General features: G+C 69.4%; 10 protein-coding genes and 1 tRNA gene. 4 read left to right on the forward strand and 7 right to left on the reverse strand.

What is annotated here, in order from left to right; all coding sequences use genetic code 11:
* Positions 1-41 precede the first annotated feature (41 nt).
* The 4 genes from BcFMB_RS00360 to BcFMB_RS00375 form a co-directional block, all read right to left on the reverse strand.
* The gene (locus BcFMB_RS00360) at positions 42-1,664 is read right to left on the reverse strand and encodes an alpha/beta hydrolase family protein (RefSeq protein ID WP_024540677.1); all 1,623 of its coding nucleotides are present in this window, start codon (positions 1,662-1,664) and stop codon (positions 42-44) included.
* A 92-nt stretch (positions 1,665-1,756) separates the two neighbouring features.
* The gene (gene ispG, locus BcFMB_RS00365; RefSeq protein WP_024540678.1) at positions 1,757-2,956 is read right to left on the reverse strand and encodes a flavodoxin-dependent (E)-4-hydroxy-3-methylbut-2-enyl-diphosphate synthase; all 1,200 of its coding nucleotides are present in this window, start codon (positions 2,954-2,956) and stop codon (positions 1,757-1,759) included.
* Between the two features lie 149 nt (positions 2,957-3,105).
* Entirely contained in the window at positions 3,106-4,335 is a 1,230-nt protein-coding gene (dxr, locus tag BcFMB_RS00370; protein WP_081707925.1) for a 1-deoxy-D-xylulose-5-phosphate reductoisomerase, read from the reverse strand.
* A gap of 4 nt (positions 4,336-4,339) precedes the next feature.
* Positions 4,340-5,947, reverse strand: coding sequence for a DivIVA domain-containing protein (locus BcFMB_RS00375; RefSeq protein WP_099720711.1), 1,608 nt, complete (start codon positions 5,945-5,947; stop codon positions 4,340-4,342).
* A gap of 159 nt (positions 5,948-6,106) precedes the next feature.
* Here BcFMB_RS00375 and BcFMB_RS00380 point away from each other — a divergent pair.
* Both BcFMB_RS00380 and BcFMB_RS00385 read left to right on the forward strand, forming a co-directional pair.
* Positions 6,107-6,180: transfer RNA gene (locus BcFMB_RS00380), tRNA-Val, on the forward strand.
* Positions 6,181-6,276: 96 nt separating this feature from the next.
* Positions 6,277-6,771 (forward strand): hypothetical protein, encoded by a 495-nt coding sequence (locus BcFMB_RS00385; protein WP_024540681.1) that lies wholly within the window; start codon positions 6,277-6,279, stop codon positions 6,769-6,771.
* An 85-nt stretch (positions 6,772-6,856) separates the two neighbouring features.
* Here the strand turns inward: BcFMB_RS00385 and BcFMB_RS00390 are convergent, their stop codons facing one another.
* Together BcFMB_RS00390 and BcFMB_RS00395 are read right to left on the reverse strand one after the other, a co-directional pair.
* The gene (locus BcFMB_RS00390; RefSeq protein ID WP_024540682.1) at positions 6,857-7,279 is read right to left on the reverse strand and encodes a DUF3052 domain-containing protein; all 423 of its coding nucleotides are present in this window, start codon (positions 7,277-7,279) and stop codon (positions 6,857-6,859) included.
* Positions 7,280-7,417: 138 nt separating this feature from the next.
* On the reverse strand, positions 7,418-8,293 hold the full coding sequence (locus BcFMB_RS00395; RefSeq protein WP_024540683.1) for a YlbL family protein: 876 nt from the start codon (positions 8,291-8,293) through the stop codon (positions 7,418-7,420).
* 104 nt (positions 8,294-8,397) lie between these two features.
* On the opposite strand from BcFMB_RS00395, the gene BcFMB_RS00400 reads away from it, so the two are divergent.
* Complete coding sequence (locus BcFMB_RS00400; protein ID WP_099720713.1) at positions 8,398-9,999, forward strand: zinc-dependent metalloprotease; 1,602 nt, start codon at positions 8,398-8,400, stop codon at positions 9,997-9,999.
* A gap of 21 nt (positions 10,000-10,020) precedes the next feature.
* Here the strand turns inward: BcFMB_RS00400 and BcFMB_RS00405 are convergent, their stop codons facing one another.
* The gene (locus BcFMB_RS00405) at positions 10,021-11,520 is read right to left on the reverse strand and encodes an ATP-dependent helicase (RefSeq protein WP_099720714.1); all 1,500 of its coding nucleotides are present in this window, start codon (positions 11,518-11,520) and stop codon (positions 10,021-10,023) included.
* 165 nt (positions 11,521-11,685) lie between these two features.
* Here BcFMB_RS00405 and BcFMB_RS00410 point away from each other — a divergent pair, with 165 nt between their 5' ends.
* Positions 11,686-13,137 carry a phosphotransferase gene (locus tag BcFMB_RS00410; protein ID WP_099721657.1) on the forward strand — a complete coding sequence of 484 codons (1,452 nt, stop codon included), beginning with the start codon at positions 11,686-11,688 and terminating at the stop codon, positions 13,135-13,137.
* The last annotated feature ends 99 nt before the right edge of the window (positions 13,138-13,236 follow it).

Raw genomic sequence — 13,236 nt, forward strand, 5'->3', positions numbered from 1 at the left:
GGACATCGTACGGCCGTGCCGGCGCCGCATCGGCGTCCGGATCAGAACAGGAACAGGCCCCAGAACGAGAAGCTCAGCAGGATGAGCAGCATCGTGAAGGCGACGGTCCAGAACAGGACGCGCCCGAGCCTCGTCGTCGCGACGACCGGCTGCGCGCCGCTCGTGATCTGTCTGAGCGCGCCGCGGCGCATCGGCCACTGCAGCACGCCGCGTACCGACAGCGATTCGATGATGCCGGCGAAGACGCGCGACCATGCCCACAGCAGCACGATGCACACGATCTGGATGAACGGCCAGCTCCAGTACATCATGCCGCTGTTGTCGGGCGGCGCGCTGCCCCACGCCATGTGCACGACGGCGAGGACGACCTCGGCGAAGCCGCCGAGGAACACGAACAGCGCGACGAGCGTCACGATCGTGAGCATGAGCAGCGCGCCGCCGAAGCGTTCGCGGAAGCCGAGCGCGGGGCCGAGCCCCTTGCTGCGGTTGCGGATGTGCATGACGAGCGCGACGAGCGCGAGCACGAGCGAGACGAGCATCATGACGGCCATCAGCGCGAGCACGATCGTGCCGTAGATGGTCATGACGCGGTGGCCGTGCAGGCCGCGCGGCACCGGGATCGACTGGTAGAGCGGCGTGCCGGCGATATGCTCGCTCGTCTGTTTCAGGCCGCGCGACGTGCCGACGGCCCACGAGACCATGTCGTCGACGTAGTCGTCGGCGAACGGTGTGCCGCTCATCGACTCGTCGCCCAGGCGCAGCACATGGTTCGCGATCGGATAGCTGCGCAGCGAGACGTCCCAGTTGCCGGCGCGGTGCGCGAGCGCGAGGATCTCCTTGAATCCCTGCACCTGCGCCGTCATGACGTCCTTCGAGCCGTAGGCGACCATCGTCGGCACCGAGTATGCCTTCGGCGTCGACGTGTGGATGTCGATGTTGTCCAGATGGAACATCGCTAGGTCGAAGGAGAACACGCGCCGCACGATCGACTGGTAGCCGTCGTTCGCGCCGGCGAGCGCGAAGTTCTGCACGGCGAGGAACGCGAGCGAGTGGCGCGGCGAGAACACCATCGGCGACAGCAGGATCTGGAATGCGATGCCCTCGTCGAGGTCGAGCAGGTACGACGAGATCCACGTCGCCTCGCTCGTCGCGTAGATGCCGACCTTGTGCTCGTCGACGGCGTCCATGCCGCGCAGGATGTCGATGACCTGATCGTAGATGACGGCGGAGCCCTGATAGTCGCGGTTGAGGTCGGTCGTCGACCACACCGGCTTGTCGAGGACGGCGGTGACGAAGCCGGCGGACGCCATGCTCGTGGCGATGTCGCCGAAGGAGTTGTCGCAGGTGCCGTAGCCGGCGCCGTGCATGAACACCATGCCGGGCAGTCCCTTCGACGGCGCGCCCTCGGGCATGCGTATCAGGACGCGGATCTTCTGGATCTCGCCGTTCGACGGCCGTTTCGCGTCGATCGTCAGGTACTGCTTGCGCACCTTGTAGGTGCCGTTGCCGGGCAGCCGCTCCTTTGTGTCGAAGGTGACGGCCGTGTCCGGCGTGAGCGTCGCGAAGCTCATCGCGCGCGGCTCGTCCTCGACCGGGATCCTCGTGTTCGTCGAGACGGTCACGAGGATGCCGAGCAGGATGATGAAGATCGGCAGCGTGACCATGAGCCGCTTCGTGCGGCTGAACCCGGTGGGGCGCTGCTCCTGGGTCTCGTCGCCGTGCCGTCCGCTGTCCGTCACGTCACCGTCCTTTCCGCTCACTCGTCCTCGCCGTGTCCCTCGCCGACGACCGGGATGACGACGGGCCCCGTCGCCGACGCCGTGTCGACGCCGTCGGCCTGCATCTGCTCGGCGATGGCGTTCGCGTGCTTGAGCAGCGTCTCGACGATGCGGTCCTCGGGGACCGTCTCGACGACCTTGCCCTTGATGAAGATCTGTCCCTTGCCGTTGCCGGAGGCGACGCCGAGGTCGGCCTCGCGCGCCTCGCCGGGGCCGTTGACGATGCAGCCCATGACGGCGACGCGGATCGGCGCCGTGACGTCCTTGAGCCCCTCGGTGACGGCGTTCGCGAGCTGGATGACGTCGACCTGCGCGCGTCCGCAGCTCGGGCAGCTGATGATGTCGAACTTGCGTGCGCGCAGTCCGAGGTATTCGAGGATCTTGCAGCCGACCTTGACCTCCTCGACCGGAGGCGCGGACAGCGAGACGCGGATCGTGTCGCCGATGCCTTCGGCGAGCAATGCGCCGAAGGCGAGGCATGACTTGATTGTGCCCTGCCAGGCCGGTCCGGCCTCGGTGACGCCCAGATGCAGCGGCCAGTCGCCCTGCTGCGCGAGCAGACGGTAGGTCTCGACCATCGTGACCGGGTCGTGGTGCTTGACCGAGATCTTGAAGTCGTGGAAGCCGACGTCCTCGAACATGCGCGCCTCCTTGAGCGCGGAGGCGACGAGCGCCTCCGGCGTCGGGCCGCCGTAGCGTTCGTAGAGCGCCTTGTCGAGCGAGCCGGCGTTGACGCCGATACGCAGCGAGATGCCGGCGTCGGTCGCGGCGCGGCAGATTGCCGGGCCGACCTCGTCGAACTTGCGGATGTTGCCGGGGTTGACTCGCACGGCCGCGCAGCCGGCGTCGATCGCCTCGAACACGTAGTTGCTCTGGAAATGGATGTCGGCGATGACCGGGATCGGCGACTTCGCGACGATCTTCGGCAGCGCGTCGGCGTCCTCCTGCGTCGGCACGGCGACGCGCACGATGTCGCAGCCGGCGGCCGTCAGTTCGGCGATCTGCTGCAGCGTCGCGCCGACGTCGGCGGTCCTCGTGTTCGTCATCGACTGCACCGAGATCGGCGCGCCGCCGCCGACCGGGACCGGCCCGACCATGATGCGGCGCGACTTGCGCCTCGGGTGCAGCGGGCTTTCGCTGATCGCCTGTTCCCCGGTTTTGCGGAACGGTTTGTCCATCGTCAATCCATCCATTCGTTCGTTCAGACAACCATGATGCTGGCTATGCCGCCTGCGGGCGGCGAATCCATCACAGGATACACCAGCGCGTCAACGCCGCGCCCATGTCCGCACCCGCGGACGCGGGCCGCACATGGACGCGGCGGCCCTCAGCGCGCGGCGATGATCGCGTCGGCGCGTGCGCGCGCCTCGTGCTCGCAGGCGAGCATGTCGTCGACCGATGTGAAGCGCGGCGCGCCGCGCAGTTCGCCGTCCATCGCGTCAAGCACCCGCCCGACGGTGTCGACGATGCCCAGATACGGCAATCGGCGGTCGAGGAACGCGTGCACGGCCTGCTCGTTCGCCGCGTTGAGCACGGCCGTGTGCTTCTCCGAGGCGTTCAGGCAGCGGCGCGCGAGGTCGACGGCCGGGAAGGCCTCGTCGTCAAGCGGCTCGAAGGTCCAGCTGGCGGCCGTGCTCCAGTCGCAGGCCGCGGCGACGTCGTCGAGACGGTCGGGCGCGGACAGGCCGAGCGCGATCGGCAGCCGCATGTCGGGCGGCGAGGCCTGGCAGATCGTCGCGCCGTCGCGGAACTCGACCATCGAATGGACGATCGACTGCGGATGGACGGTGACGGCGATGCGTTCGGGAGGGATGTCGAACAGGCGGCTCGCCTCGATGACCTCGAGTCCCTTGTTCATCAGCGTCGACGAGTTGATCGTGACGACCGGACCCATATGCCAGGTGGGATGGTTGAGCGCCTGCTCGGGCGTGATGTCCCGCATCCGTTCGCGCGTCCGGCCACGGAACGGGCCGCCCGACGCGGTCACGACGAGGCGGGAGACCTCGGCGTGCGTGCCGGAGCGCAGCGACTGCCAGATCGCCGAATGCTCGGAGTCGACCGGATTGATCTGGTCGGGGCGCGTCTGCGCGTCGAAGAGCAGATGGCCGCCGGCGACGACCGACTCCTTGTTCGCGAGCGCGAGCTGCGAGCCGGCCCTGAGCGCGGCGATCGACGGCGTCAGGCCGATCGATCCGGTGATGCCGTTGAGCACGACGTCGGCGCCGCTTGCGGCGATCGCGTCGACCTCGTCGTGCCCGGCACGCACATGCACGCCGCGCGCGCCGCGCGCGTCAAGCGCCTCGCGCAGCGGGCGCGCGGCGGCCGGGTCGGCGACGACGACCTCGGGCACGGCGAAGCGCACGGCCTGGTCGGCGAGCAGGTCGACGTGGGAGCCGCCGGCGGCCAGGCCGGTGACGGTGAAGCGTTCGGGGTGGCGCGCGATGACGTCGAGTCCCTGCGTGCCGATCGATCCGGTCGAGCCGAGGATGACGACGTCGCGGTGCCCGTCGCCGGACGATGCGGCGCTCCGCGGCGCCGTGCTGTGCCGTTCCTGCATCATGTCAGCGGCCGTCCTTGTCCGTGTCGCCGGGCACGAGCGGCCCGTCGGTCGAGAAGGTCGGGAATTCGAGGTTCGGGATCTCGACGTTCATCGTCTCCGGCGGCACGAAGCGCATGTCCTGACCGGCGCCGGACGCATCGTGGCCGGATGCGGGGGACGCTGCGTCCGTGCCCGCGTCCATCGGGCGGCGCACCGGCAGGTCGGGGATCGTGAGGTTCGCCAGCTTCGGCACCGACAGTCCGCTCGACGTCGTCGCCGATAGCTGCTGCGGCCGTTCGGGCAGCGTCTCGGTGCTCTTCGCGAGCGACGCGAGCGCAGCGAGCGACGGCGAGTCGAGCGCCGGCTGCGAGGCGTCGTCGCCGAAGGTGATCGTCGTCTCGTCGGACACGGCCGTCACCGTCGGCGACACGTTGAGGTCGTCGGGCACCGCGGGCGGCGTCGGCGTCGTGCGTTCGCGCTCGGGGATCGTGCGTGGCGCCGGCGTGATCGGCTTGATGTCGGACAGCGTGTGGGCGCGCGCGACCGGCGACGTGCGCGCCGGTTCGTGCGGGACGAGCGGCATGTCGAAGGACTGCGTCTGCGTCGTGTCGCGGTCGGCGTCGTCATGGCGGCCGGATGCGGCGACGCTCGCGCCGGCGGCCGCGGCCGCCGCGGCGACGGCGTCGCTGACCGGGACCGTCGACGTGGCCGTAGCCGACGCCGCCGCCGGCGTCACCGGCGAGACGGTCGGCGTCGTCGGCATGAAGATCGCCTGTTCGGCCTTGTGCAGCTCGTCGAAGGACTGTTCGGGCGCGATCGGCTCGGTCGCGGCGGACGGCTGCGCCGGCACCGGCGTCGGCTGCACGATCGTCATCGGCTGCGTCGTCGACGCGGCCGTGCGCGGCGCGTCTGCGTGCTCCGGGATGAGCGGCGCGACGGCCGGCGCGGGCGTCGCGGTCTGCGCGGCGGCCGCCGGCCTGTGCTCGGCGTAGGTGGAGACACGCCCATAGGACTCAAGGCGGCCGAGCAGGTCGGCGCAGGCGTTGAGATAGTAGTCGACCTGGCGTTCGTCGTAGCCGTGCTTGCCCTTGCGCTGTGTGAACATGACGTCGGAGACGGACTGCGCCGTCAGCTTCGAGCCGTCGTCGCCGCCGTCCGGCGCCTCGGTGCTGATGTGCTCGAGCTCGTCGCCGGCCTGGTCGATGATGCGGTCGATGAGCCGGTCCACCTGCTTGCGGTCGTAGGACGGCCGCTTCGGCTCGCCCGGCGCGAAGCGTTCGCCGTCGGCGCGTTCGGCATGCGCCTCGAGCTGCCGGTAGAGCGCCTCGACCTGCGCCTTCCATGCGACGCGGCCGAGTTCGGCGATCTCGTAGGAGGTGTCCTTGTCGCTGACGGCCTTCGCGAGCCGTTCGAGCGTCGCGTCGACCTGCGGGATCGAATAGCCGCCCTTGACGATGTCGAAGGACGCGTCCTGGATGTCGCCGCGCCGCAGTTCGACGCCGTCCTGTTCGTACAATGCGTGCGCCTGTTCGAGGAATGCGTCCACCTGACGCACGTCGTATCCCTTCTTGCGTTTGCCCACGCGTTCGATATTCGCCGTGCCGCCCGTCGCTTCGCGTTCCTGCGCCATCGTCTGTCCTCCTCGCGATTTCGTACCAGTGCTAGATTACGTGATGTTTGAGACGCGCGCACGGCGGCGGCGCGCGCGACACCCGCCGCCGCGACGCTTTCTTCACCCGTCGTTGTACAGTGATGTGGCTGCCGCGATGCGATACGCACACGCGCATGCGGGCGATTAGCTCAGTTGGTTAGAGCGCCACCTTTACACGGTGGATGTCGGGGGTTCGAATCCCTCATCGCCCACCGTTGCCTTCCGTCCTCCCCATTCGGCGCATCCGCGCTCAGCTGTGCGAGGGAACGTGCCGCGGCGCATGCGCGGCCTCCCTATAATCATGAGCCATGAACACCCCATTGGACGTATTGTCGACCCCGTTGAAGGCGCTGCAGACGCTGCTTCCCGGCACCTCACGGCGTGAACAGGGGCTCGAGGAGCGCCTCGATGCGCTCGACCTCGAAGTGCAGCGGCTCGAACATGAGGCGCATTGGCGCGCCGTCGACGACGACCGGCGCATCACCGAGCTGACGCGCGCGCTCGAGGAGGAACGGGCGCGACGTCGGCACCCCTCGCCTGCGACGAGGCGCGCCGACATGATCGTCGCGCTCGTCATGCTCGTGCTGTCGGCCGGCATGCTCATCCCGGTCATGCTCACGTTGTTCGGCGTCATCGACCCGGCGCACGCCGTCATCCGATGGGTGACGCTCGGCCTCATCGCGTTCGCCTTCGCGTTCGCCGTCGCCTTCGCGATCATGCGCGAGCGGTTCCCGCGCACCTTCGCGATGACGATCGTCTTCGTCTGCGCCGTCATGATGCAGCTGTGCGCGTGCCTGCTGTGAGCGTGGCCTCGATGCCCGCCCCGGCTTTCCGATACGACATCGCCGCCGGCCTTCCCCTCGGGGATCGCCGGCGGCGATGGACCGTCTAGCGGTTCGAGCTCTTGCCGAAGGCCCGCAGGCGGATGCCGTTCCAGTCGCTGCTGACGGTCAGCGGCGTCGACGCGTTCATGCCCGCCGTCTTCGACGCGTTCTGCACGGTGTTCGCCCCCGGTGCACCGTCGCGTCCCGGCTTCGGCGTGAGCACCCACAGCGGCCCGTCCTGGCCGAGCACGGCGTAGGCGTCCATGATCGTGTCCGACAGGCCGTCCTCGTCGTCGCCGTCGCGCCACCAGATGATCGCGCCGTCCACGGCGGAATCGTATTCCTCGTCCACCAGCTCCTCACCGGTCAACGTCTCGATGTTCTCGCGGATCGTGTCATCCACATCGTCGTCCCAGAGCCATTCCTGGACCAGGTCCCCCGCGCGGAAGCCGAACTCCTCAGCTTTCTCAGATGCCGTTTGATTCACGTTCGCCAATATAGCAACACCAGCGAACACGCCCGTTACGCCGACCGCGGGGACCGGTGGCCCGCAATCGGCGCCGCGGAGCCGTTCGCGGGCGTCGGCCGTGCCGGCGGCGACGTCTTCCCGGCCGTCATCCGGCCGTCATCCGGCAGTGCAGCGCGGCAGCGCGTCGCCTTTGCCTTCACCGATCGCGACGAGCGCGCGGTATGCGTCGTCGAGCGTCGAGACCTTGACGTCGCGCAGCCCTTCGGGCACATGGCCGACGACCTCGTCGCAGTTGGCGGACGGCGCGAGGAACCAGGTGGCGCCGTCGCGGAGCGCGCCGAGCATCTTCAGGTCGATGCCGCCGATCGCGCCGACCTTGCCCTTGTCGTCGATCGTGCCGGTGCCCGCCACCGTCGTCCCAGCCGACTCCTCGGCCGGCGTCAGCATGTCGACGAGGCCGAGCGCGTACATCATGCCGGCCGACGGGCCGCCGATGTCGTCGACGTGCATCGTCACCTTCGCGCCCTTGACGTCGGCGCCGAGCTTTCCGGCGTAGTCGAGGCCCGCGGTGACGGCCGCGTCCTGCGACGAGGTCATCTCCTGCTGCGACTCGCGTTCGTACTCCTCGCTCGTCTGACCGACCGGGAAGATCGCCTCCTGCGGCATGACGAGCATCTGCGGGTCGGCCCAGCCCCACAGCGCCTCGGCGTTCGAGACCGGGTATCCGGGCACGCCGGCGGCGTTGACGGTGACGAGCAGCAGCCTGCCGGAGTCCTTGTGGGTCGGCACGCCGGAGACGTCGATGACCTTCTTGCCGCCGCTTTCGCCGAGCACGTCCTGCGTCGGCCCGGGCGTCTCGACGACGTAGGCGCTCGGCATCAGCAGGATCATGACGCCGAGCAGCACGGCGAGCGCGCCGACGGCGAAGCCGAAGGGCCGCCCCCGCCAATGCGCGGCGAGGCGGCGGAGCAGGCCGGGGCGGACGGCGTCCCGCGTGGTCTGCGGCCGGGTGGGGTTCTGCGTGTGCGACATGCCTCCCATACTATGGCCGCGGCGGAATTATTTCGGCGTGTCGCGTATTGAGACAGATAGGAAAAACACGAAGCGTACAGATCCAAGTACGAAGGGAACCCATGATGGATGAGAATACGTTGCACCAGTGGTTCATCGAATGCTTCGGCCCCGTGCAGGGCGAGATGGCGTGGAAGCAGGTCGAGTCGCTGCCCGACCAGATCCGCGAGCAGCTGATGAGCCAGAGCCTCGAGGACCTGCCCGACCCGGCGCAGATCCGCGGCATGATGCAGGCCTTCGCCGGCGGCGGGCTCAATTCCTTCGGCGAGATGCAGCAGACGATCGCCGAAGGCCCGATCAACGTCAAGCTCGCGAAGTCGATCGCGCTGCAGCAGGCGAACGACGCCGACAGCGAGCGGATCGTCACCGCCGAGGAGGGCGCCGCGATGCGCCGCGCGATGAGCGAGGTCAACCTGTGGCTCGACACGACGACCGACTTCGACCCGGTGCCCTCGCAGGCCGAGGCGCTGACGCGCGCCGCCTGGGTCGAGGGCACGATCGAGCAGTGGGCCCAGTTCGCCGCGCCGGTCGCCGCCTCGATGAACGACGCGCTCGGCGCCGTCATCTCCGAACGTCTCGACGGCGCCTTCGACGGCGAGATCACCGGCATGTTCGCCGGCCCGGTGCCGATCCCGATCCCCGAGGGCATGAAGGACCCCAAGCAGCTGATGAAGCTGTTCGCCAACACCTCGTACGCGATGCAGCTCGGCCAGGCGGCCGGCGCGATGTCGAAGGAGGTGCGCGGCAGCTACGATCAGGGCATCGAACTGCTCAAGAACCCGGCGGGCGGCCTCATCATGCAGAACGTCGACGAATACGCGCGCTCGCTCGAGATCGACGCGGCCGAGGTCACCGAGTTCATCGCGCTACGCGAACAGGCCTATGCGCGCCTGTACGCGACGGTGCCGTGGCTGATGCCGCGCTTCGTCGCGCTCATCGGCAAATACGCGCGTGGCATCACGATCGACCTCGACGCGATGGAGGAGCAGCTGCGCGGCGCCTCGTCGCTCGACCCGGAGTCGCTGTCCGGCGCCGTCAACCTGTCGAACGTGGGACTGACGACGACCGACGAGCAGAAGGAGACGATGCATTCGATCGAGACGCTGCTCGCGCTCGTCGAAGGCTGGGTCGACTGCGTCGTCTGGCGTTCCGGCATGGCGCATCTGCCGCATCTCGAGCAGCTGCGCGAGATGATGCGCCGCGAGCGCGCCGTCGGAGGCCCCGCCGAACTGACCTTCGAGAACCTGCTCGGCCTGCAGCTGCGCCCAAAGCGCACACGCGAGGCCGCGCAGCTGTGGGAGCTCCTCACCGCCGAACGCGGCGTCGAGGGACGCGACGCGATGTGGGGACACCCGGACCTGCTGCCGAGCCTGCCCAACGAGGGCGACGAGGCCGAGGCCGCCGCGCCGAAGGGCGAGCATATCGACTGGGACGCCGAACTGAGCCGCCTGCTCGACGACGACGCGAGCGCCGCGGCCGACGCGGACACGGAGCCCGACGCGGGCGCCCCGACCGAAACGGACGACGCCGACGTCCCGAACGACGACGCCACATCCGCCGACGCGAACGCCGACGACGAGCACGGCGACACCGACGACACCAACGGTGCCGATGACGACCATCCCGACGACGACCACCCCGGCGCTACTGACGCGACGCGCCGGTAACCGGCCCGACGACGGCGGATCTCACTGCAGAAAGCGGCTTACGTCCCTGACGAAGCCGCTTTCCTCGTTCATGCGGCGCGCATAGGACAGATGGAGCGCGTCCTCGGCGCGCGTCACGCCCACATAGAGCACGCGGCGCTCCTCCTCGAGCGTCGTCGGGTCATCGGAGGCGTGGAACGGCATCAGCCCGTCGGACAGCCCGACGAGGAACACATGCTTGAACTCGAGGCCCTTCGACGCGTGGATCGTGCTGACCGTCGCCCGTCCGGCGCGCGCACCGGCGGCGTCGTCGATCGCCGACATGTCGGCCGGCGGCATGTCGGCGACCGCCGACTGCTGCCATCCGGCGTCGCGGCGCACCTGATACGGCACGCCCGCCTCGCGCAGCGCACGCACGAGCACGGCCTGCTGGCCGTTGATGCGCGTGAGCACCGCACAGTCGGCGGCGCGCCCCCCGCGCTCGACGATGCGGCGGATCGCCGCGGCCACGGCGCGCGCCTCCTCGGCGTCGGTTCCGTAGATCATGCTCGTCACGCGCGGGCCGCCGCCGCGCACGGCGCGCAGCCGCAGATACCCGTCGCGTTCGGGCGAACGCGACAGCACACGGTTCGCGAGCGCGACGACCGGCGGCGTCGAACGATAGTCGCGGCTCAGTTCGATGTTCGCGGCGAGCGGCGCGAACTCGCGCGCGAAGTCGTCGAGATAGTAGCTCGTCGCGCCCGCGAACGAATAGATCGTCTGCGCCGGATCGCCGACGACGCAGATGCGGCGGTTGTCGCCCAGCCATCCGCGCAGCAGCCGGTGCTGCAGCGGCGAGACGTCCTGGTATTCGTCGACGGTGAGCCAGCCGATGCGCTCACGGATGTGCGCGGCCGTCTCGGGGAACGCGTCGAGCACATGCGCGCACATGAGCAGGATGTCGTTGAAGTCGATCTGCAGACGTGCCGTCTTCTCGAGCTCGTACTGCCGGTAGACGTCGACGAAGCGGCGCACGTCGAGCTGCGCGGGCGGTTCGCGCCGCGTCGCCGCGCAGACGCGCCCGTAGTCGTCGGGGGCGATCAGCGAGACCTTGCACCAGTCGATCTCCCGTTCGATGTCGTGCGCGGCGCGGCGTTCCGGTTCGCGGTTGAGCGCGCGCACGCACGCCTGCGCGACGAGGTCGCCGCGGCGTTCGGCGAGCTGCGGGAACGGTCCCTCGCACAGTTCGTTCCACACTTCGCGCAGCTGCGCGAGCGCGGCCGAATGAAAGGTCGCGACATGCACGCCGTCGACGCCGAGCGCCGCGATCCGCTCGCGCATCTCGTTCGCCGCCTTAACCGAGAACGTCACGGCGAGCGTCGCGCCGGGGCGCCACGCGCCGGTCGCGCACGCGTAGGCGATGCGCCGCGTGATCGTGCGCGTCTTGCCGGCGCCGGCGCATGCGATGATGCGCACCGGCCCCTCCACGCTCGTCGCGGCGCGCCGCTGCGCGTCGTCGAGCCCGTCGAGAATCTCCTCCGCTGATGCCTGCATGCCGACCATTGTGCCACGCGCCCGGTCTCGCACGCCCGCGCCGCGCGCCCGCGCGGGCCTGCGGAACGTTGCAACGACTGACGTTTGTGCATCGTCTTGTACGCTCCGCATGGAAAAATGGCCGCTGTGAGTGAACGAAGCAATCTGATGTTGGCGGCCCTGGCTTCGGCGGCGATGCCGGACACGGCCGTCGTCGGCGTCCGCGCCAGCGAGCAGGAGAACGACACGGATGCGGGGGTCGGCATCGACCAGGCCGTCGTGCAGGATCTGCGCGGCCATCTCTACAACGTCTATGCGTCCGACGACGCGCGCGGCAAGCGTCGTCTCGCCGGCCGCGTGCGTGCCGGGCAGGTCGTCGAGCATGCGCGCGAGCTCGCCGGACTCGGCTTCTCCGTCGACCGCATCGTCGCGTTCCAGCCGGGCGGTGACGATCCGGAGCGCGCGTCGGTGCTCGTCACCGCCCATCCCGAGGGCGTCGCCCGTTCGCTCGAGCTGCTCACGCTCGACGACTGCGCGTCGGTGGGCACGGCGATCGGCGCCGTGCACCGGCTGCGCCCGACCTTCCTGACCGAATCCGGCTATCCTTCGTACACGACCGGCCAGATCCGCGCGCAGCTGACGTCGTGGATCAAGCGGCTGCGCCAGGCCGGCCATGTGCCCGGCGAGATCACCGACAGCTGGACGCGCATCCTCGAGACCGAGGGGCTGTGGTCGTTCATGACCTGCCCGGTGCACGGCGGCTACGCCGACGGCGACTTCGTCTTCTCCGGCTCGACGATCACGACGATCACGAACTGGCAGGAGATGCAGATCAACGATCCGGCGCGCGACCTCGCGTGGATCTTCTCGAAGCTCGACGAGACGCACCGCAACGCCGTCATCTCCGCCTACGGCCGCATCCTCGGCAACCGTCTCGACGACCTCATCATGCTGCGCGCGAACCTGTGGGTGCAGATGGCGCAGGTCGGCGACTTCATCCAGGCGCTCAACCAGGGCGACAACGCGCGCATCATGCAGTTCAAGGCGCAGGTCGACCATCTCGCCCATCAGCTCGGCGCGACGATGCACCGCACACGCGGCTACGACGCGGCCTCCGGCGCGAACCCGAGCACCGTCACCGTCAACACGCTGCTGCGCGAGGACGAGGCGCGCCAGCGCCGCGCGTCGACGCCGTCGAGCACGCAGCTGGCCTCGGCGTCGTCGATCTTCGACGTGACCGACGAACGCGACGTCACCGCCGGCGCGACGCAAGCCGTGCGACAGCCGGCCGGCGACGACCGCACCGACTCCCATCCGATCGACGCGATCGGCGTCGTCGACGCCGACGACACGGCGTCACGCCAGATCGCGGCCTCGTCGAGCGAGACGATCGTCATCGACGTCACCGAGCAGACGGACGCGACCGGACAGGCGCAGGCGGTCGCCACCGGTTCCGTCCGTTCGACGCCCGGCGCGCAGCGTCCCGCGTCGAACGGCACGTCGTCGAACGGGCCCGATGCGCAGACGCTGCTGATCCCACTGCTCGAACGCGAGGAGCAGGCGATGCGCGACGCGCAGGCCGGCCTCGAACAGTCGCATCCGGCGACCGGCGACGGCTCCTCCCCCACGCTGCATACGCAAGGCTGAGCGTATGCAGCGCCCGACGCACGCTCATCCGTGCGCGTAGCGCGCCGGCGCCCGGCGCGACGCTTGCCGTAGAATGCTGTACGCACAGGGACAGCGATC

This window comes from Bifidobacterium choerinum (assembly GCF_002761235.1).
Classification (GTDB): domain Bacteria; phylum Actinomycetota; class Actinomycetes; order Actinomycetales; family Bifidobacteriaceae; genus Bifidobacterium; species Bifidobacterium choerinum.

Excerpts from the sequence above, each read along its gene's own strand:
- BcFMB_RS00405 (WP_099720714.1), bottom strand. The coding sequence starts at position 11,520 with ATGGTCGGCATGCAGGCATCAGCGGAGGAGATTCTCGACGGGCTCGAC.
- BcFMB_RS00360 (WP_024540677.1), bottom strand. The coding sequence starts at position 1,664 with ATGGTCACGCTGCCGATCTTCATCATCCTGCTCGGCATCCTCGTGACC.
- ispG (WP_024540678.1), bottom strand. The coding sequence starts at position 2,956 with ATGGACAAACCGTTCCGCAAAACCGGGGAACAGGCGATCAGCGAAAGC.
- BcFMB_RS00410 (WP_099721657.1), top strand. The coding sequence starts at position 11,686 with ATGCCGGACACGGCCGTCGTCGGCGTCCGCGCCAGCGAGCAGGAGAAC.
- dxr (WP_081707925.1), bottom strand. The coding sequence starts at position 4,335 with ATGCAGGAACGGCACAGCACGGCGCCGCGGAGCGCCGCATCGTCCGGC.
- BcFMB_RS00375 (WP_099720711.1), bottom strand. The coding sequence starts at position 5,947 with ATGGCGCAGGAACGCGAAGCGACGGGCGGCACGGCGAATATCGAACGC.
- BcFMB_RS00385 (WP_024540681.1), top strand. The coding sequence starts at position 6,277 with ATGAACACCCCATTGGACGTATTGTCGACCCCGTTGAAGGCGCTGCAG.
- BcFMB_RS00400 (WP_099720713.1), top strand. The coding sequence starts at position 8,398 with ATGGATGAGAATACGTTGCACCAGTGGTTCATCGAATGCTTCGGCCCC.
- BcFMB_RS00395 (WP_024540683.1), bottom strand. The coding sequence starts at position 8,293 with ATGTCGCACACGCAGAACCCCACCCGGCCGCAGACCACGCGGGACGCC.